Annotated in this window: 18 protein-coding genes; 13 read left to right on the forward strand and 5 right to left on the reverse strand. The window is 46.8% G+C overall.

The annotated features are described in order from the left end of the window. The first annotated feature begins 226 nt into the window (after positions 1 to 226). The 6 genes from metF (at position 227) to C0033_RS17160 (ending at position 7,750) form a co-directional block, all read left to right on the forward strand. Positions 227 to 1,084, forward strand: coding sequence for a methylenetetrahydrofolate reductase [NAD(P)H] (gene metF, locus C0033_RS17135; protein WP_103229122.1), 858 nt, complete (start codon positions 227 to 229; stop codon positions 1,082 to 1,084). Between the two features lie 36 nt (positions 1,085 to 1,120). Continuing rightward, a complete protein-coding gene (locus C0033_RS17140) occupies positions 1,121 to 3,571 on the forward strand; it encodes a homocysteine S-methyltransferase family protein (RefSeq protein ID WP_103229123.1) in 2,451 nt (816 codons plus the stop codon). Positions 3,572 to 3,583: 12 nt separating this feature from the next. Then, positions 3,584 to 4,117, forward strand: coding sequence for a phosphatase PAP2 family protein (locus tag C0033_RS17145; RefSeq protein WP_103229124.1), 534 nt, complete (start codon positions 3,584 to 3,586; stop codon positions 4,115 to 4,117). 4 nt (positions 4,118 to 4,121) lie between these two features. Then, positions 4,122 to 4,907 carry an alpha/beta hydrolase-fold protein gene (locus tag C0033_RS17150; RefSeq protein ID WP_103229125.1) on the forward strand — a complete coding sequence of 262 codons (786 nt, stop codon included), beginning with the start codon at positions 4,122 to 4,124 and terminating at the stop codon, positions 4,905 to 4,907. A gap of 444 nt (positions 4,908 to 5,351) precedes the next feature. After that, entirely contained in the window at positions 5,352 to 6,839 is a 1,488-nt protein-coding gene (gene abc-f, locus C0033_RS17155) for a ribosomal protection-like ABC-F family protein (protein ID WP_103229126.1), read from the forward strand. A 17-nt stretch (positions 6,840 to 6,856) separates the two neighbouring features. Beyond that, a complete protein-coding gene (locus tag C0033_RS17160; protein ID WP_103229127.1) occupies positions 6,857 to 7,750 on the forward strand; it encodes a radical SAM protein in 894 nt (297 codons plus the stop codon). Positions 7,751 to 7,817: 67 nt separating this feature from the next. Here the strand turns inward: C0033_RS17160 and C0033_RS17165 are convergent, their stop codons facing one another. Both C0033_RS17165 and C0033_RS17170 read right to left on the reverse strand, forming a co-directional pair. Then, positions 7,818 to 8,654, reverse strand: coding sequence for a deoxyribonuclease IV (locus tag C0033_RS17165; protein ID WP_103229128.1), 837 nt, complete (start codon positions 8,652 to 8,654; stop codon positions 7,818 to 7,820). Beyond that, complete coding sequence (locus C0033_RS17170) at positions 8,647 to 9,093, reverse strand: C-GCAxxG-C-C family protein (protein ID WP_103229129.1); 447 nt, start codon at positions 9,091 to 9,093, stop codon at positions 8,647 to 8,649. Before C0033_RS17170 ends, C0033_RS17165 begins: the two co-directional genes overlap by 8 nt. Before the next feature lie 463 nt (positions 9,094 to 9,556). Here C0033_RS17170 and C0033_RS17175 point away from each other — a divergent pair, with 463 nt between their 5' ends. From C0033_RS17175 to C0033_RS17200, 7 genes are all read left to right on the forward strand, one after another. Beyond that, entirely contained in the window at positions 9,557 to 10,405 is an 849-nt protein-coding gene (locus C0033_RS17175; RefSeq protein ID WP_103229130.1) for a DegV family protein, read from the forward strand. Between the two features lie 50 nt (positions 10,406 to 10,455). Beyond that, a complete protein-coding gene (locus C0033_RS17180; protein WP_103229131.1) occupies positions 10,456 to 11,316 on the forward strand; it encodes a MurR/RpiR family transcriptional regulator in 861 nt (286 codons plus the stop codon). Positions 11,317 to 11,597: 281 nt separating this feature from the next. Beyond that, positions 11,598 to 12,503: a 1-phosphofructokinase gene (gene pfkB / locus C0033_RS17185; protein ID WP_103229132.1), complete on the forward strand. Its 906-nt coding sequence runs from the start codon at positions 11,598 to 11,600 to the stop codon at positions 12,501 to 12,503. 13 nt (positions 12,504 to 12,516) lie between these two features. Next, positions 12,517 to 14,445 carry a fructose-specific PTS transporter subunit EIIC gene (locus tag C0033_RS17190; protein ID WP_103229133.1) on the forward strand — a complete coding sequence of 643 codons (1,929 nt, stop codon included), beginning with the start codon at positions 12,517 to 12,519 and terminating at the stop codon, positions 14,443 to 14,445. 185 nt (positions 14,446 to 14,630) lie between these two features. Next, positions 14,631 to 15,287 (forward strand): HAD family hydrolase, encoded by a 657-nt coding sequence (locus C0033_RS17195; RefSeq protein WP_103229134.1) that lies wholly within the window; start codon positions 14,631 to 14,633, stop codon positions 15,285 to 15,287. Positions 15,288 to 15,431: 144 nt separating this feature from the next. Then, a complete protein-coding gene (locus C0033_RS27665; RefSeq protein ID WP_278320759.1) occupies positions 15,432 to 15,554 on the forward strand; it encodes a hypothetical protein in 123 nt (40 codons plus the stop codon). A 52-nt stretch (positions 15,555 to 15,606) separates the two neighbouring features. Beyond that, positions 15,607 to 16,674: a C45 family peptidase gene (locus tag C0033_RS17200; protein ID WP_103229135.1), complete on the forward strand. Its 1,068-nt coding sequence runs from the start codon at positions 15,607 to 15,609 to the stop codon at positions 16,672 to 16,674. Between the two features lie 83 nt (positions 16,675 to 16,757). Here C0033_RS17200 and C0033_RS17205 read toward each other — a convergent pair whose 3' ends face one another. The 3 genes from C0033_RS17205 to C0033_RS17215 form a co-directional block, all read right to left on the reverse strand. Beyond that, a complete protein-coding gene (locus C0033_RS17205; RefSeq protein WP_103229136.1) occupies positions 16,758 to 17,705 on the reverse strand; it encodes a LysR family transcriptional regulator in 948 nt (315 codons plus the stop codon). 21 nt (positions 17,706 to 17,726) lie between these two features. Beyond that, positions 17,727 to 18,152, reverse strand: a complete 426-nt coding sequence (locus C0033_RS17210; RefSeq protein WP_103229137.1) for a C-GCAxxG-C-C family protein — start codon at positions 18,150 to 18,152, stop codon at positions 17,727 to 17,729. 175 nt (positions 18,153 to 18,327) lie between these two features. Further along, positions 18,328 to 18,975, reverse strand: a complete 648-nt coding sequence (locus C0033_RS17215; RefSeq protein ID WP_103229138.1) for a GGDEF domain-containing protein — start codon at positions 18,973 to 18,975, stop codon at positions 18,328 to 18,330. Positions 18,976 to 19,016: the final 41 nt, after the last annotated feature.

Consider the following 19,016-nt stretch of genomic DNA (forward strand, 5'->3'; position numbering starts at 1 on the left):
CCTGTCTCTTTTTGTCCTTGCGGGTCTTAGTACATCTTAGGGGCGAATCCCGAATCCCATTTCGCCGATTACTTCCGCCGCCCGCCTGGGCTTCCCCTTCTTTTCGGCGTACCTTCGCCGATTAAATAAAGATTTACAGCGGAATATTTATTGTGAAAAATGTTTTTGCAACATTTGGGATTTTTTAGTATAATGGGGAGAAACAATCAGAAGGAGATTAGTAATTATGAAGATAAAGGACATTTTAGGACAGGGAAAGCCTACACTTTCTTTTGAAGTGTTCCCCCCGAAAACAGAAGATAAATACGAATCCGTTGAAAAAGCGGCTTTGGAAATCGCAAAATTATCTCCTGCATTTATGAGCGTTACCTATGGAGCCGGCGGAGGGACCAGCCGTTATACGGTTGATATTGCAGCGGCGCTGCAGAACCAGTGCCATGTGACCCCGTTGGCCCATCTGACCTGTGTTTCCTCAACGAAAGAAAAAGTGCATCATGTTTTAGAGGAATTAAAAGAAAAAAATATTGAGAATGTTTTGGCTCTGCGCGGGGATATTCCGGCGGACGGTGCGATTGCGACGGATTACCGTTATGCGTCTGAGCTGATTTATGAGATCAAACAGTCCGGTGATTTCTGCATTGGCGCGGCGTGTTATCCGGAAGGCCATGTGGAATCGGTGAATAAGACGGCGGATATCCAGCATTTGAAGGAAAAAGTGGAAGCGGGATGTGATTTTGTTACTACGCAGATGTTTTTTGACAATAATATCTTATATAACTATCTGTACCGTATCCGGGAAAAGGGGATTACCGTTCCGGTGGTGGCGGGAATCATGCCGGTTACCAATGTGGCACAGATCAAGAGAATCTGCTCCATGTCAGGCACCTATCTGCCGGCCCGTTTTAAAGCCATTGTGGACCGGTTTGGAGAAAATCCGGCGGCTATGAAGCAGGCTGGTATTGCCTATGCCACGGAGCAGATTATCGATCTGATTGCCAATGGGGTGAACGGAATACATATTTATTCTATGAATAAACCGGAAGTGGCGGCTAAGATTCAGGAAAGTTTGTCAGAGATTTTGTAGTGAGAACCGCCGAAAACGGCAGAGTGAGAGGATAGCATGAGAACTGGAATACTTGAAGAGTTAAAAAAACGTATTTTATTCTGCGACGGCGGAATGGGAAGCCTTTTACAGGAAAACGGTCTTAAAGCGGGCGAGCTGCCTGAGACTTGGAATATCACACATAAGGAAGTTCTTTTAAATATTCACAAAAGTTATTTAGAGGCGGGAGCCGATATCATCACAACCAATACATTTGGGGCAAACGGCCTGAAGTATAATGAAAAAACGGATTATACGGTGGAACAGATCGTAACCGCCGCTTTGGAAAATGCAAAACAGGCGGTGGACGAGGTTTGGCGTTCCGGCGGAAAGCGGGGATACATCGCCCTGGATCTGGGACCTACCGGAAAGCTGTTGGAGCCCCTTGGAGAGCTGCCTTTTGAAAAGGCATATGAGCTGTTTCGGGAAAGCGTGGTCTGCGGGGCCAGAGAGGGAGCTGATTTAGTTCTCATTGAGACCATGAGCGACGGTTACGAGGCCAAGGCTGCGGTTTTAGCTGCGAAGGAAAATTGTGATCTTCCCGTATTTGTTACCATGATCTTTGATGGCAAGGGAAAACTGCTTACGGGCGGGGATGTGGCGGCCACTGTGGCGCTGCTGGAAGGCTTGGGAGTGGATGCGCTGGGAATTAACTGCGGATTGGGACCGGTACAGATGAAGGAGATCTTAAAGGATATTCTCCGGGTGTCTTCGGTTCCCGTGATTGTCAATCCCAATGCCGGGCTTCCGAGAAGCGTGAACGGGCAGACCATTTATGACATCAATGCTGATCAGTTTGCAGAGGTGATGAAGGAAATTGCGGGAATGGGCGCCTGCGTGATCGGCGGCTGCTGCGGCACCACCCCGGAACACATACGAAAGACGGTGGAATTGTGTAAAGATATGCCGTTACTGCCGGTAACCGATAAAAAGAGAACGGTGATTTCCTCTTATTCTCATGCGGTGGTTATTGATAAGAATCCGGTGATTATCGGCGAAAGGATCAATCCTACCGGTAAGTCCAAGTTCAAACAGGCCCTCAGGGATCACGATCTGGAATATATTCTGGATGAAGGCGTGGCTCAGGAAGAGCATGGGGCTCATGTGTTGGATGTGAATGTGGGGCTGCCGGAAATCGACGAACCTTCCATGATGGAAGAGGTCATAAAGGAGATTCAGAGCATCATTAAACTGCCCCTTCAGATCGACACTTCCAACATTGAAGCCATGGAACGGGCGATGCGGATCTATAACGGGAAGCCTTTAATCAATTCCGTAAACGGCAAGGCGGAATCTATGGAAGCCATTTTTCCGCTGGTGAAGAAATATGGCGGCGTTGTGGTTGCTTTAGCCTTGGATGAAGACGGAATTCCGGAAACGGCAGAGGGGCGGATTCGGATTGCAAAAAAGATTTATAAGAAGGCGGCTGAGTACGGGATTGGGCAGAAGGATATTATCATCGACGCTCTTTGTCTGACTGTAAGTTCTGACAGCAAAGGGGCTTTGACCACTCTTGAGACGTTGAGAAGGGTGAGGGATGAGCTGGGGGGCAAGACCATTTTGGGCGTGTCCAATATTTCCTTTGGACTTCCTCAAAGGGAAATCATTAACGCTTCATTTTTCACGATGGCGCTTCAAAATGGGCTGAGCGCGGCCATTATCAATCCGAATTCAGAGGCTATGATGCGGTCTTATTATAGTTTCCGGGCCTTGGCGGATTTAGATCCTCAGTGCGGCGATTATATCAGCGTTTACAGCGGTCAGACCGCTACGTTGGGCCAGTCCGCAGTGAAAGGCAGGGAAAATGATAAGAAAAAGGATCAGACGGGCGAAAAACAGGCGGATCTTGGTGAAATCATTATAAAAGGGCTGAAGGCACAGGCGTCTGAAGCAGTTAAGGAACTTTTGAAAACCAGAGATTCCCTGGATATTATCAATGAAGAGATGATTCCGGCTTTAGATGTGGTGGGAAAGGGCTTTGAAAAGGGAACCATGTTCCTGCCACAGCTTTTGATGAGCGCAGAGGCGGCGAAAGCGGCGTTTGAGGTGATAAAGGATCACATGGCGGTTTCCGGCCAGACCCAGGAAAAGAAGGGAAAGGTAATTCTTGCCACGGTTAAGGGTGATATTCATGATATTGGGAAGAATATTGTAAAAGTGCTTTTGGAAAACTACAGCTATGATGTGATCGATCTGGGAAAAGACGTGCCTCCGGAAGTGATCGTGGAAAAGGCAGTGGAACAGAAGGTTCCTCTTGTAGGGCTGAGCGCATTGATGACAACTACGGTTCCGAGCATGGAAGAAACCATAAAGCAGCTGAGAAAATCGGCGCCGTGGGTGAAGATCATGGTGGGAGGAGCCGTCATGACGGAGGAATACTCCAAAACTATTGGAGCGGATCAGTACTGCAGGGACGCTATGGCTTCTGTCAATTATGCGGAAGACGTGATTGTAAATAATATGCAATGAGGAGAATAACGGATGGGTTGGGAATTTGACTGGCTGTACTGCCTTCAAAAGATTCATACTCCATGGCTGGATCAGCTGATGGTGAAGATCACCAGCCTGGCAGACCACGGACAATTTTGGATTTTGCTGGGGCTGGCGTTTCTCTGCTTTAAAAAGAGCAGGAAGATAGGAATAGCGGTGATCGCATCCCTGATTCTGTCTGTTTTGATTGGAAATGTAATACTGAAGAACCTTGTCGCCCGCAGCAGGCCCTGCTGGATTGATGAGAGCGTGGCGCTCTTAATTCAAAATCCCAGGGATTATTCCTTTCCGTCCGGGCATACGCTGGCATCTTTTACCTCTTCGGTGAGCATTTGCTTACAGAACCGGAGGTGGGGGATTTTTGCGGTCGGGCTGGCGGTATTGATTGCATTTTCCAGATTATATCTGTTCGTGCATTTTCCGACTGATATATTAGGGGGAGCGGCGCTGGGAACGGCATCGGCTCTGTTTATATACTGGGTGATGAAACGGAAAGGATTGTTTTTGCAGAAAGAAGGAGGATGATCGTATGATCTTGAGAGGCAGTGTATTTTCTCAGATACTTCAGATGGATACGGGGATTACCATTGTGGTTCCGGATAAATACGAAGAGGGAAAAGAGTATAAGGCGGCCTATCTGCTTCACGGCCTGGGCGGAGGAAGCGGAAACTGGGTGGACCATACCATGCTCACACTCTATGCCAGAGATTATGATACCATATTTATCATGCCGGAAGCTGCACGAAGCTTTTATACGGATATGAAATACGGGCAGAAATTTTTCACCTATGTGGCGGAAGAACTTCCGATGATCTGTAAAACTGTGTTTCATATATCGGCAAAGAGGCAGGATACGGCTGTGATCGGTGCGTCCATGGGCGGATATGGGGCGTTAAAATGCGCCTTGTCCAAACCGGAGCAGTACGGATACTGCGCCGCATTTTCGGCGGCCTGTCTTTATCTTAAAGAATATCTGGATGAATACCGTCCGAAAGAAAAATGGGATGAGGTACGGGCTGCGTTTGGGGATCAGATGGTGATGGATTTTCTTGCTATTCATGGGGAAGAGCTGGAGTGGAAGCCGGAACATGAGATCCTCTGTCTGGCGGACCGGGCGGAAAAAGAGAAGGAAAAACCAAGGATTTATATGGCCTGCGGATATAAGGATTATCTCAGGGAATTTAATGTGAGATTTGCGGGAGAGATGAAGAACCGGGACTTTGACTTCACATTCGAGGAATGGGAAGGTCAGCATGATTGGTATTTCTTTAACCAGGCCCTTGAAAAGGCATTGAAATATAAAGACCTGCAATAGAAGTGCAGCAGTAATTATACAAGCTGTTGACGAAGCTTTAAAACTATGATAGACTGATGCCAAAAGATTTAAAGTATTGCCGTAACTACGGCAGAGAGGGGTGAAAGGATGAAATAATGATTCTTGCTTATGTAACTGCATGAAGAAAATGCGCGGTGAAAACCGTTTGTTTTTTCATGCCTGTATGCAAGAACGCTATTTCATTCCTGGTGCCCGGCATAAGGATTACCGCAGGTAATTTGCGGTATTTTGCGGCGGAAACCGACTGTGGGAATGAGCTTTCTTGCGGTCGTTTTTTTTATACCATAGGGAAGCTGCCATGTGGTATAAAAAGGCCCTTGGTGCCGGATCGCAATGCGGTTGTGAAGTATCATGCCGCTGTAGCGGTCCGCTCCGGGCGGAGAATCCCGCTGGCGGGATTCGTTCTTAAAGGAGGAATGCCTTATGTCGTTAATACAAGTATCCGATTTGTCTTTTTCTTATGAAGACAGTTATGATTTAATATTTGAACATGTGTCGTTTCAGATTGACACGGACTGGAAGCTGGGGTTTACCGGGCGGAACGGGCGGGGAAAAACCACATTTTTGAATCTTTTACAGGGAAAATATGAGTACAGCGGTACTATAACTTCCGGCACGGTTTTTGATTATTTTCCGTTTCCGGTGGATGATCCTTCGAAGGATGGGATTGATCTGATCTGCGGACTGCCTCAGGAGATTCCTATCTGGCAGGTTTTAAAGGAGTTTGATAAGCTGGGGCTGGAGGACGAGGTGCTGTACCGGCCGTTTAACACGCTGTCAAACGGGGAGAGAACCAAGGTGATGCTGGCGGCTCTGTTTTCCCGGGAAAATCATTTTCTGCTGATCGATGAGCCCACCAATCACCTTGATCTGGAGGCCAGGCAGCTGGTCAGCCGGTATTTGAACAGCAAGAAGGGATTTTTGCTGGTTTCCCATGACCGGGTCTTTCTGGATTCCTGCGTGGATCATATTTTGTCCATCAACAAGACGGATATCGAGGTGCAGAAAGGGAATTTTTCGTCCTGGTATCAAAATAAAGTCATGCGGGATGAATTTGAGCTTCAGGAAAATGAAAGGCTGAAAAAGGACATCAGCCGCCTGGCCGCATCCGCTAAGAGGACAAAGGTCTGGGGGGATCAGGTGGAATCCACCAAGATCGGCCGGAAATCCAGAGAAATCAATGAAAATATGCCGAACCGGGCTTATATCGGGGAAAAGTCCAGGCGGATGCAGCAGAGAAGAAAAAATCTGGAACAGCGCCAGGAACGGGCTTTGGAAGAAAAAACGGGTCTGTTAAAGAATGTGGAGCAGGTGGAGAATCTCAGGATCGAGCCGCTCATTTATCATAAAAAGCGGATGGTATCTGCAGAGAATTTGAGCATCCGGTATGGGGACAGGGAAGTGTGCAGCAGCATTGATTTTTCCGTGGAATGTGGGGAACGGGTTTCTCTTCAGGGCAAAAATGGATGCGGAAAATCCAGTGTTCTGAAACTGATATTAGGAGAGCCGGTTTCTTATGGCGGCAGACTGGAAGTGGGAAGCGGGCTGAAGATTTCCTATGTGTCTCAGGACACTTCATTTCTCAAGGGGGGTTTAAAGGATTATGCGGCCCAGTGGGGGATTGATGAAAGTCTGTTTAAGGCCATTCTCAGAAAATTGGATTTTTCCAGAGCCCAGTTTGAAAAAAGGATGGAGTCCTTCAGCGAGGGGCAGAAGAAAAAAGTGCTAATCGCCAGAAGTTTGTGTGAAAAGGCCCATCTCTATATCTGGGATGAACCGCTTAATTTTATCGATATCTATTCCAGGATGCAGATTGAGGAGCTTCTTCTGAAATGGAAGCCGTCTCTGCTTTTTGTGGAGCATGATGCGGCGTTTACGGAGAGGATAGCTACAAAGATAATACAGATGTAAGGGGGAATCAAAATACCATGGAATATGTGCCGGCGAAGACGATTGTGACGAAGACAAAAAGCTCGGAGTGGTTTGGAATGGATTATAATATGAATATCTACCGGGGCTGCTGCCACGGGTGCATTTATTGTGACAGCCGTTCGGACTGCTATAAAATCAAGGATTTTGATACGGTAAAAGCCAAGGAAAATGCCCTTTCCATCATCCGCGATGATCTCAGAAGAAAGGTGCGTACCGGAGTGGTAGGAACCGGGGCCATGAGCGATCCTTATAATCCGTTTGAAAAGGAACTTCTGCTGACGCGCCATGCGCTTGAGCTGGTGGATGCGTTTGGATTCGGAATCGGAATTGCCACTAAAAGCACGCTTTTATTGCGGGATATGGATATTCTTTGCGGGATCAAAGAACATTCTCCGGTGCTGTGCAAGATAACCATCACCACGGCGGACGACGGGCTTTCTAAAAAGATTGAGCCGGGCGCGCCGGTTTCGTCCCAACGGTTTGAGATGCTGGAACAATTGAGCGGACGGGGTATCTTTTGCGGGATTCTTTTGATGCCGGTTCTTCCATTTTTGGAGGATACGGAAGAAAATGTGTTGGAAATTGTCAGAAGGGCGCATGAAACAGGGGCTAAATTCATCTATGCCGCATTTGGGATGACGCTCAGGAATAATCAGCGGGAATGGTATTTTGATAAACTCAACCAGATATTTCCGGGACAGGGGCTGGCAGAACGGTATATGAAAACGTATGGAAACCAGTATGAGTGCCGCAGCAAGAGGGCGGCCGCGCTTTGGAAGAAGTTTACTGAGGAATGCAGGAAATATGGTATTTTGTATGATATGAAGGATATTATTCATGCGTATAAGAGAAATTACGAGATCTCACAGCTGAGCTTATTCGATCTTTAGCGGGAAGAAAAAAGAAGGAAGTGTCACGGGGATAAAAGCGGCTTTGCTTACCCGGACACTTCCTTTTTTAGCTGTTCATGGAAGCTTCATGCATCATTTGGATTTCTCTGGCGTATCCGTCCAGCTCATTGGGGGTTTCCAGATAAAATGGGAGGTCCTTCAGGGCGGGATGGTTGACAATCCGTTTCATGGCTTCGAAGCCGATGTGGCCTTCTCCGATTTTGGCGTGGCGGTCTTTATGGGCGCCTAAGGGATTCTGGCTGTCGTTTAGATGGATTGCTTTCAGGCGGGAAAGGCCCACCACCCGGTCAAATTCGGCAACCACCTCGTCTAAATGGTTTACTATATCGTATCCTCCGTCCCAGACATGACAGGTGTCCAGACAGACGCCCATGTGGCTGCTCAGGGTAACCCGGTCCAGAATCTCGCGGAGCTCTTCAAAATTTCTTCCGATCTCGCTTCCTTTTCCCGACATGGTCTCTAAAAGCACGGTGGTGCGCTGTTTGGGTTTTAAGATCTGGTTCAGCATATCTGCGATATAGCTGATTCCTACTTCCACGCCTTGCTTTACATGACTGCCGGGATGAAAGTTATAGCAGTTTCCAGGGGTGTATTCCATACGGCTTAAATCATCCGCCATGGTGTTGCAGGCGAATTCCCGCAGGCCGGGATCGGCGGAGCAGGCGTTTAAGGTGTAAGGGGCGTGGGCCAGAATCTTGGAAATATTGTGTTCCGCGGCGAAATCCAGAAATTTTTTAACGTCTTCCGGATCGATGGCCTTGGCATTGCCGCCTCTCGGATTTCTGGTGAAAAACTGAAAGGTATCCGCGTTTATTTTTACTGCGTCTTTTCCCATGGCGAGATAGCCTTTGGAAGAAGACAGGTGGCATCCGATTTTAATCATATAACATCCTTTCTAAGATCTCAGCTGCATCTGCGACCAGTTCGGCGCAGGGGCGTTTCTGGTAATATTCTTCTGTCCGCTCTGAAGGAACCGGCGAGTCGGAGTGCTGGGTAAGCCCCAAAAGCTCCCGGCAGATGATGCTGTCATTTTTTTCTTTGAACGCTTCTGCCAGATCCTGAACCAGCTGGTACTGGGCTTTTTTTCCGTCCTGGTCTTTGGGGTCCTCATATCCTTTTATCATTCCGGCGGCCATAAACATTCCGCTGACAGCTCCGCATACTTCCCGCAGCCGTCCCATTCCTCCGCCGAACGAGGAGGCCAGCCTGGCTGCCGTTTCTCTGTCAAGCCCGGTTTCATCGCAAAATGCCAGAAATACAGACTGGGCACAATTGTAGCCGGCCATGAAGTTTTCTTTGGCTTTTTCTCTGTGGTTTATCATAATTCCTCACATTCTAATGCTTTTTGCAACATTTCATTATTAAATTAACTGTTACTATTTGCAGCTTTGGCGGACCCAGCCATCCGTTCCGGTTTGGGCAGTTTTGCAGGAACTTTCCTGTGACTTTGCAGGGCATTAGCAATTCTTAACGCGCAGAATTTTTCGTTCAAGGGAAATGTCCACCTGTTTGAGCGTATGCGAGTTTGGACATTTCCCTTGGATTTTAGAAAAATCCTGCACGTTTAGAAATGCTTATGCCCGAAAACGGAACAGGAAAGTTCCTGCAAAACTGCCCAAACCGGAACGGACGGCCGGGTCCGCGGGAGCTGTGAATAGTAACAATTAATCAGTTTATTATATCATGAATTAGTTGACATAGACACCCCTAACTGTCATAATAACAATGATTTCATTTTTAACAGTTAACACGTTTACAGCTGGTTTTTGGCAGAAGGGAGATTAAATGAGTGTAAGAATTCTATCGGATTCCACGTCTGATATTGGACAGGAGAGAGCAAAAGAATGGGGAGTGACCTTGGTGCCCCTGAAGGTATTGTTCGGCGAGGACGAATACCGGGACGGCGTGGATCTGCCGCTGGAGCAGTTTTACGAAAAATTGGAACATGGAAGTACACTGCCCACTACCAGCCAGCCGTCGCCGGAGGAATTTATAGAGGTTTTTGAAGAGATAAAGGCTTCGGGAGATGAAGCCGTAGTTTTGACAATCAGTTCAGGATTAAGCGGAACTTATCAGAGCGCATGTCTTGCAAAAGAGGAGTGCGGATATGATAAAATCTATATTGTGGACAGCAAACAGGTGACACTTTCCCTTCAGCTGATGGTGCGCCGGGCGATGGAGTTAAAGGATGAGGGAAAATCGGGAAAAGAAATCGCCGATATAATAGAACAGGAAAAAGCACGGTTCCGGTTCTACGGCATAATTGATGATTTAACTTATCTGGAACGTGGCGGCCGCTTGCCAAAGACCGGCGTGGTGGTGGGGACGGCTTTGAAGCTGAAGCCAATCATTACGATTACAACAGATGGAGTTGTAAAGCTGATCGGAGTGGCAAGAGGGATGAACGGAGCATTTTCCAAAGTCCTTAAAATGGTGGAAGCCGCAGGAGGAAGAGATACAGATGAGGAATACTGCATCGGATATACCGGCGACAGGGCTGTGCTGGAGCCGCTTGAGGACTATCTGGAAGGTAAGGCAGATGAGGAAAAACGCCTTGTCAGTTCGATCGGAACAGTCATCGGAACTCATGGAGGGCCGGGCTGTATAGTGTTTGCATTTTCTTTAAAAAAGTGATATAGTTAGGAATATGAAATAAAATTACACGGATTTGAAGGACGATGAAAATGCAGGAGAGTAAAAGTGTACTTGGAACCTTGTGCTCCAACTATGATTTCTTTTTTGATGCGGAGAAGAAGATTGCGGATTGTATTCTGGAGCGGAAAGAGGAAGTGATCGATATGACGGTTGCCGAACTCGCTCAGGCCAGCGGAACCAGCGACGCTACCGTATCCAGATTTTGCAGAAGATGCGGGTTTAAAGGATTCCATCATCTGAAGATCACTCTGACCCGGGAACTGGCAGAGGGGCAGGGAAATGGAATTCAGGCGTATAATGACATTGACCGGGCGGATTTGGGACAGGCGCTTCAGAACATTTTAGCCAATAAGGTGGAAGAACTGAAACAGACCGTTGCCATGATGGATGTGAATAATCTGGAACGGATATTAAGAGCCTTAGAACACGCCAGGGTTGTGGAATTTGTGGCCGTGGGCAATACCATCCCGGTTGCCATGGACGCCGCTTATAAATTTAACCAGGTAGGCATTCTGGCCACTGCTGGTCCGGTCATTGAAACGCAGATGTCCTATGCTTTTAATCTGCAAAAAGAAGACGTAGTGGTGGTTTTATCCAATTCCGGTTATTCCAAGCGCCTTTTGACCCTGATCCGGGGAGCGAAGGAAAACGGGGCGACGGTTATCGCAATCACCAATAATCCGGATTCTCCCATCGCTCTTGCCAGCGATTATCACATCATAACGGCCACCAGGGAAAAGCTTTTGATGGATGATTTCTGTTTTTCCAGAGTTTCCGTCACCGCTGTGGTGGAGATGCTGTATCTGCTGATCGCAGCGAATAAAAAGGACGCCTATAAGATCCAGATGCGCAATGAGATGGCGATTGCGGATGATAAAATTAAAGAATAATTGATATTGTGAGGGATACTGAACAATTACGAATAATCTATAAAAAAGAGAAAGTTGTTGCATACTAAGTGCAGCAGCTTTTTTTATATCATAGGAAAGTGCTCCTATGATATAAAAAAGCCTTCCCATGCCAACTTTGTTGGCTATAGAATCGGAAGGCTGAACTACTGCAAAAAAATGCTAAAAAAAGGTAATTAGTGTATTGACGGATCGTGGAAAGTGTATTATTATAAATCCATGAATATGAAATAAAATTTCATTAAGTAAAGGAGTAGTGACATATGATTTACACGGTAACGTTTAATCCGGCATTGGATTACGTAGTAAAAGTAGATCATTTCACCCTTGGGAAAATCAACAGGACAGCAGAGGAACACATCTTTTATGGGGGAAAAGGGTTGAATGTATCGGCGATTCTTGCCAATTTTGGTTTTGAAACGACGGCGCTTGGATTTGTAGCAGGTTTTACAGGTGATGAGATTGAGCGGGGGGCGAAAAGCCTGGGATTTCAGTCGGAATTCATCCATGTGGAGAAGGGAATGTCCCGAATCAACGTGAAGCTCAAGTCTGAGGAAGAGACTGAGCTGAATGGAATGGGGCCTGAGATCACGGATCAGGACGTGGAAGAACTGTTCGGCCAGCTGGACAGGATCGAAGAAGGGGATGTGCTGGTTTTGTCCGGAAGCATACCAAAGACCATCAGTGACGACATTTATGAACGAATTATGGAGCGGCTTCAGAACAAGGGAGTTCGCATCGTTGTGGATGCGACCAAAGATCTGCTCATGAATGTGCTGAAATATAAACCGTTCCTGATAAAGCCCAATAATCACGAGCTGGGCGAGATGTTCGGAGTGGAGCTTCACGGGGACGTGCAGATAACGGAATACGCCAGGAAGCTGCAGGAAATGGGAGCGGGAAATGTGCTGATCTCCATGGCGGGAGACGGTGCGATCCTGGTCACAGAATCAGGTGAATTCCATAAAATCGGAGTTCCGAAAGGTGTTGTGAAAAATTCCGTGGGTGCCGGGGATTCCATGGTGGCCGGATTTTTAGCCGGTTATCTGGAAACGCAGGATTATGAATATGCGTTAAGGCTGGGAACTGCGGCCGGAAGCGCAACGGCATTTTCCGATGGAATAGCGGAGAAGGATTTTATTATGGAGTTGTTAAAACAGATATCATAGTCAGGAGGGTATTATGAGAATTACGGAGCTTTTGAAAAAAGACAGCATTGCGCTGGGCGTAAGCGCGTCTACAAAGGAAGAGGCAATTGACCGGCTGGTGGATTTGATGGCGGCAGGCGGAAGGCTGAATGATAAAGCGGGCTATAAAGAAGGCATTTTGGCGAGAGAAGCCTTAGGAAGCACTGCGGTTGGGGAAGGAATCGCCATTCCCCATGCTAAAGTGGCGGCGGTGAAAGAACCGGGCCTGGCAGCTGTCGTGGTACCGGATGGAGTTGATTATGAAGCGTTTGACGGCTCTTTGGCAAATCTGATCTTCATGATTGCGGCGCCGGACGGAGAGGCGGATACTCATCTGGAAGCATTGTCCAAATTGTCCACGCTTTTGATGAATCCGGGATTTAAGGACGCCCTGATCGCAGCGAAAACAAAGGAAGAATTTTTGAAGATCATAGATGATACAGAGTCTGAACGCTATGAGAAAGAAGAGAAAAAAGAGTCTCAGGAAGTGAAGGCAGAAGAAAAACCGGCCAAAGAAGGGTACCGCGTGCTGGCGGTTACCGCTTGTCCTACTGGAATTGCACATACATTTATGGCGGCTGAAAATCTGGAAAATACGGGGAAGAAGCTGGGAATTGCACTGAAAGCGGAGACTAACGGTTCCGGTGGGGCTCAGAATGTGCTGACAAAGGATGAGATCGCAGCGGCGGACTGTATCATCATTGCTGCCGATAAGAATGTGGAGATGGCCAGATTTGACGGAAAACCGGTGATTATGGTGCCTGTTTCGGACGGAATCCATAAGGCGGAAGAGTTGATTCAAAAAGCGGTGAGCAAAACGGTTCCTGTGTATCACCACGCCGGAGGCGGAGCGGCTGAGGTATCAGGAGGCGGAGACGGAATCGGCCGGACCATCTATAAACATCTGATGAACGGTGTTTCCCATATGCTGCCCTTCGTAATCGGCGGCGGTATCCTGATCGCATTGGCATTTTTATTCGATAATTATGAGATTGATCCGTCTAATTTTGGTAAGAACACGCCCTTAGCCGCTTATTTAAAGACAATCGGTGAACAGGCATTTGGAATGATGCTTCCGGTTCTGTCCGGTTATATTGCCATGAGCATTGCGGACCGTCCCGGTCTGGCTGTGGGCTTTGTTGGCGGACTTGTGGCAAAGATGGGAGCTACCTTTGCAAACCCGGCAGGCGGAGCGGTGAATGCAGGTTTCCTTGGCGCATTATTCGCAGGTTTTGTGGGTGGTTATATTGTAGTTGGTTTGAGAAAGCTGTTTAGCAAGCTTCCTAAATCTTTGGAGGGAATCAAACCGGTGCTTCTGTATCCGGTGCTCGGCATTCTGCTGGTGGGTGTGGTTACCACATTTATCAATCCTTATATGGGCATGATTAACGACGGGCTTACCGGCTTTCTGAACGGAATGGGCGGAACCAGCAAAGTGGTTCTGGGCATGGTTGTAGGCGGCATGATGTCGGTGGATATGGGCGGTCCTGTGAATAAGGCTGCATATGTATTCGGCACTGCCCAGCTGGCGGAAGGAAATTTCGAGGTTATGGCAGCCGTTATGGCGGGCGGTATGGTTCCGCCTTTGGCAATTGCGCTCTGTACTACATTTTTCAAGAAGAAATTTACGGATAAAGAGAGACAGTCCGGTATTGTGAACTATATTATGGGCCTTTCCTTTATTTCGGAAGGTGCGATTCCATTTGCAGCGCAGGATCCGCTCCGCGTGCTTCCGTCCTGTATCATCGGATCAGCGGTGGCCGGCGGGCTTTCCATGTTCTTTGACTGCACATTGAGAGCGCCTCATGGTGGAATCTTCGTGCTTCCTACTATCGGCAATCCGCTGGCTTATCTGGCGGCGGTTCTGATCGGTGCGGCAATCGGATGTCTGCTTCTTGGAGTTCTTAAAAAAGACGTGGAATAAGGATGAAAGGTTGTGCAGACCGGTTTTCATAAAAGCTTTTTTATTGCAAATGAACGGTAATTCCATTATAATGGTGAGCAGGCAGGGGAGCAGCCGGCGGCCTTGTGATGGAATTGGCCGGATGCATGAAACCTTGTCATTATTCGAATAAAATGCCGTGATCTTAGGCGGAATGAGAGGAAATCATGTATCAGTGTTGTATATTTGACTTAGATGGCACGTTGATTAATTCTATTTATGCGCTGACAAAAACAATTAACCTGACGCTGAATGAGTATGGATATGCGCCGGTTGACGATGCGCATACGAAAGTGTTTGTCGGCGACGGATATAAGAAATTTGTGGAACGGGCGCTGGTTTACAGCGGGGATGAGAAGCTTACCCACTATGAAGAGGCGCTTATCACCTATAACCGGTATTTTAAGGATAATTGTCTGTACCGGATCGACGCCTATGACGGCATCCGGGAATTACTGGATTATTTAAAGGGCAGCGGCGTTAAGATTGCGGTATTGTCCAATAAAGCCCATGAAAGAACGGTTGAAAATATAGAAACTGTGTTTGGCAAAGGATACTTTGATGTGATTTCCGGGGAAAAAGAGGGAGTGAACCGGAAACCTGATCCGGCCGGAGTGTTTGCGATTCTTCAGGAATTGGGGCTGAAACCGGAACAGGGATTGTACCTGGGCGATACCAGTACGGATATGAAAACCGGATTGGCAGCCGGGATAGATACGGTCGGTGTGACCTGGGGCTTTCGCGGCAGAGAAGAGTTAGAAGAATATCATCCTAAGTTTATCGTGGATGATCCGAGGGAAGTAATTGATATTATAAAGAGATAGAAAAAGGCTTGTGCGTTCGGAGATGTGATCCGAATACACAGGCTTTTTTCGTTTTTGATATGGGGAAATGCGTGAGTGAAGATACTGGTATTATAAGCATTTACTTATGAAAAAATGAAAAAATGCATATTAGACAAATAATACATGGAATATTATAATGCAGGTATAAGATTGATTCCGGAATTTCAGATCTTACATAACAATGGGGTGGATGGAGAATTGACAAATGACAATTCGATGGCGGCAATAAGGGCATTTATGCTGTGAGCTGATACTTCCGGTAGTATATCCGTATTTTAATTAAAAGGAGAGAATAATTATGAAACGGTTAAAAGAGGTCTATATTAAATCATCTGATCCATTTGAACGTGGTGTCCAGCACGGGAGCCAGATCAGAGAGGAACTTTTGAGTACCAGTGAAAATTATAAGAAATTATTTGAGAAAAAGGGATACACTTGGGAAGAAACATTGGATATGGCGATGGAATATGCGGACTATCTGGATGGGGAAATGCCGGAACTAATGCAGGAGATCAGAGGGATCGCCAGGGGCGCCCAAGTTGATTTGAGTCTGGTAATGGTGATGAATACCAGGTATGAACTTTTAAAATTTCAGAAGGGCCAGAATTATTTTGACAGCAATGAATGCACCTGTTATCTGGTAACACCGGAAGCTACCAAAGAGAAAGAGACGATCGGTGGTCAGAACTGGGACAATTCCGTATTCATCGGAGAAAATCTCTATGTGCTTCATATTGACGAGGAAAATGGAACGAAAATTCTGGGGCTGACAGAACCAGGCCAGTTGATTCGCAGCGGTATGAATTCCTACGGGCTGTCCGTGAACTGCAGCACGCTTTTGTCTAAAAAGGACCGGCGCGGGCTGGCTATACCTACTAACTTTATGAGGAGAAGGATACTGCAGTGCAAACGGCTGGAAGAGGCCCGCGCTCTTGTGGAGGGACTGAAGCCGTGTATCTCTATCAATTACGTTATTGCTTCCAGGGAGGGAGACGGATTTGTCTGTGAAACAAATCCGATGGAAAATTATATGATAGAACCCCACAAAGGAATTGTTACTCAGGGAAATGACATCAGAATAAATCCGGAAATCGAGCGTTTTATTCCGGCGGATGATACCCATGCGGTACATTTTCGCGGGCAGCGTCTGGATTATCTGCTGCGAAAAAAACAGGGAGAGATCACTCCTGAATATATTATGGAATGTCTGAAAGATCATGAGGGATATCCTGGGTCCGTGTGCAATCATACGGCTAACCGGGAATGTCAGACGATTGCTTCCATGCTGTATTGTTTGGACCGGGGAATTGCCTATATCTGTTGGGGAAATCCCTGCGAAGGGTCATATGAGCGGTATGAAATGTAATGAGTAAAGTTAAAAAGGTGATATAAAACATTTTCTATGTTTTATATCACCTTTTTTATAAAGAAAAATTGTTCACAATCAGCCTAATAACCAGAAACCTGCCAGGTACCCAGCTGGGAATGATGTCTGATCAGCTCGATGAAATCATTAGCCGGTTTTGTAAGATAGGCGTCTTTGCGGTAAATCAGACAAAGGGTGGATGTAACATCACTGCAGTCCAACATAAAATAAACGCCGGATTTCCGGGCCAAGGCGTGATGTTCCTGAATTAACGCAAAGCCAACCCCGGCTTCCACCAGCTGACAGATCATGGATTCGTCTGTCATGACAATGCGTTCCTTAGGCTCGAATCCGTATTTATTAAAGATACTCTGGTTCAGCAAGGTGTTTCTGGGATTCTTAATAAGGCGGATAAACGGTTCGTCTTTTACTCTTGACAGATCGATGGGCGGGCGCTTCGTCCAGTTGAATATTCCATTTGCTTCCTCTGCAATAGGGTGGTTTGGAGGAACGGCAAGGAGGCTGCAGTAAGGGAAAAGAGGCTCATAGACCAGCTGGGCCTTTTTGGCCGGAGAAATATTTGCGGTATCCATTACAAATGCAAAATCCACCTTTCCGTCCACCACGATTGTTTCAAAACCTAAGCTGGAATTGGTATTGATGTTCAGAACGATCTTAGGGTATAATTTCGTGAATTCGGGAAGGACGACGGGCAGAAACTGTGCCGCCCGCGCATGGGATAACCCGATATTTATGGTTCCGGTTTGTTCGCTTTTTACATCATCTAGCTGCCTCTTCAGATTTTCTTCGATGCGCAGTTCCTGCCGTATGCTGTCGATCAGAATTGTTCCGGCAGGGGTGAGCACCAGTTTCCTGTCTTTTCGCTCAAATATCTTAATCGCATGTTCCCGTTCCATATAGGCGATAATTTGGCTTAAAGCGGGCTGGGAGATATATAGTTCTTTTGCGGCTTCCGTAACCGACTGCAGTTCGGCTATCTTTAACAGATAACGCATCTTTTGAGTATCCATACGATCCCTTCCATAATCTGATTATTCGTCAAATAATTGTTCGCTGATAATCTTTACTGCGTCTGCGATGCAGTCATTGCAGGGGCGGAGCACTTTCTGGGTGTCCAATCCCTTTAATTCCCGGCAGACAAGGCTTCCGTTCTGCTCTTTGAATGCGTCCATACAGGCTTTTGAATTTTCATAGGATATGGCTTTGGAATTGGGCGCATCCAGATTGCCGGTGCTCAGTTTCAGGCCTGACAATACTGCTGCGGCTGAGATAGCTCCGCAGGTTCCGTCCGTGCTTCCCATTCCAAGGCCCAGACCTTCGGTTATGCGAAAGATGGTGGCTTCATCTAAGTCCACCAAATCGCTGAACGCACAGGAAACGGACTGTGCGCAGTTATATCCTTTGCTGTGTTTTTCCAGAGCAGTAAGTACTCTTGCATCGATTGAATCTTTTGTCATGATTTCCTCTCATTCTTTCCGGTATATTATTAAGTGTTCAGAACCAAATAAGGTTATTGAGATGAAGTTTATGATAACACCGGGGAAGAAAAATGTCAATTTTCGGTTCGGTTTTCCATTTAAGATTCGGTTGGCAAGACCTTTTGGCAATCGAATCTATTTAAATATGAAATGTTTAATCGTATAGATCGCTTTCATAAATTACTGCCTGATTTTTACCCGCTTTTTTGGCTTCATAAAGTGCGATGTCCGCACAGTTATACAGGGTATCGAAATCTGTGCCGTCTCTTGGAGCCAGCGCAATTCCGATGCTGACGGTTACATTTTCCCATTCAGGAATGGAACGCAGAGAAGTCTGAATGGCGTAGGTGATCCTTGAAATGTGGGTTTTTACGTTTGAAATTGATTTGATGTGGGGCAGGTAGATGACAAATTCATCTCCGCCCAAGCGCCCGATGATGTCAGTGCTTCGGTTATTGGATTTAAGAATTTCTGATATGTGGGAAAGCAGCTGATCTCCGCAAGGGTGCCCATAGGTGTCGTTGACCTGCTTAAAGCAGTCCAGGTCAATGAGCACAAATGCATCTGAAATCCGGTTGTCCTGTTTTTGAAGCTGGCAGATCGATTGGTGTTTCAGGGTGTGCTGTATTTTTGTTCTCAGCGCCCCTCTGTCGTATAGTCCAGTCAGATCATCGCATCGCAGCGCCTTGTTCTGGATTGAAAACCACTCCGCCATTAACAGATAGGACAGAAGGGGGACGGTGATCAGAATAATCAGCGCTATCGCGGCTGCAATGGTAATCGGATGATTTAAAATAGACATAATATCCTCCTGCAGGCGAGTTAATTCTCATAGTATACCAC

It is taken from the genome of Clostridium sp. chh4-2 (genome assembly GCF_002899675.1).
GTDB lineage: Bacteria > Bacillota > Clostridia > Lachnospirales > Lachnospiraceae > CHH4-2.

Bases quoted from the DNA above. Each gene is read 5' to 3' on its own strand.
- metF (WP_103229122.1), top strand. From the start codon at position 227: ATGAAGATAAAGGACATTTTAGGACAGGGAAAGCCTACACTTTCTTTT.
- C0033_RS17140 (WP_103229123.1), top strand. From the start codon at position 1,121: ATGAGAACTGGAATACTTGAAGAGTTAAAAAAACGTATTTTATTCTGC.
- C0033_RS17145 (WP_103229124.1), top strand. From the start codon at position 3,584: ATGGGTTGGGAATTTGACTGGCTGTACTGCCTTCAAAAGATTCATACT.
- C0033_RS17150 (WP_103229125.1), top strand. From the start codon at position 4,122: ATGATCTTGAGAGGCAGTGTATTTTCTCAGATACTTCAGATGGATACG.
- abc-f (WP_103229126.1), top strand. From the start codon at position 5,352: ATGTCGTTAATACAAGTATCCGATTTGTCTTTTTCTTATGAAGACAGT.
- C0033_RS17160 (WP_103229127.1), top strand. From the start codon at position 6,857: ATGGAATATGTGCCGGCGAAGACGATTGTGACGAAGACAAAAAGCTCG.
- C0033_RS17165 (WP_103229128.1), bottom strand. From the start codon at position 8,654: ATGATTAAAATCGGATGCCACCTGTCTTCTTCCAAAGGCTATCTCGCC.
- C0033_RS17170 (WP_103229129.1), bottom strand. From the start codon at position 9,093: ATGATAAACCACAGAGAAAAAGCCAAAGAAAACTTCATGGCCGGCTAC.
- C0033_RS17175 (WP_103229130.1), top strand. From the start codon at position 9,557: ATGAGTGTAAGAATTCTATCGGATTCCACGTCTGATATTGGACAGGAG.
- C0033_RS17180 (WP_103229131.1), top strand. From the start codon at position 10,456: ATGCAGGAGAGTAAAAGTGTACTTGGAACCTTGTGCTCCAACTATGAT.
- pfkB (WP_103229132.1), top strand. From the start codon at position 11,598: ATGATTTACACGGTAACGTTTAATCCGGCATTGGATTACGTAGTAAAA.
- C0033_RS17190 (WP_103229133.1), top strand. From the start codon at position 12,517: ATGAGAATTACGGAGCTTTTGAAAAAAGACAGCATTGCGCTGGGCGTA.
- C0033_RS17195 (WP_103229134.1), top strand. From the start codon at position 14,631: ATGTATCAGTGTTGTATATTTGACTTAGATGGCACGTTGATTAATTCT.
- C0033_RS27665 (WP_278320759.1), top strand. From the start codon at position 15,432: ATGGAATATTATAATGCAGGTATAAGATTGATTCCGGAATTTCAGATC.
- C0033_RS17200 (WP_103229135.1), top strand. From the start codon at position 15,607: ATGAAACGGTTAAAAGAGGTCTATATTAAATCATCTGATCCATTTGAA.
- C0033_RS17205 (WP_103229136.1), bottom strand. From the start codon at position 17,705: ATGGATACTCAAAAGATGCGTTATCTGTTAAAGATAGCCGAACTGCAG.
- C0033_RS17210 (WP_103229137.1), bottom strand. From the start codon at position 18,152: ATGACAAAAGATTCAATCGATGCAAGAGTACTTACTGCTCTGGAAAAA.
- C0033_RS17215 (WP_103229138.1), bottom strand. From the start codon at position 18,975: ATGTCTATTTTAAATCATCCGATTACCATTGCAGCCGCGATAGCGCTG.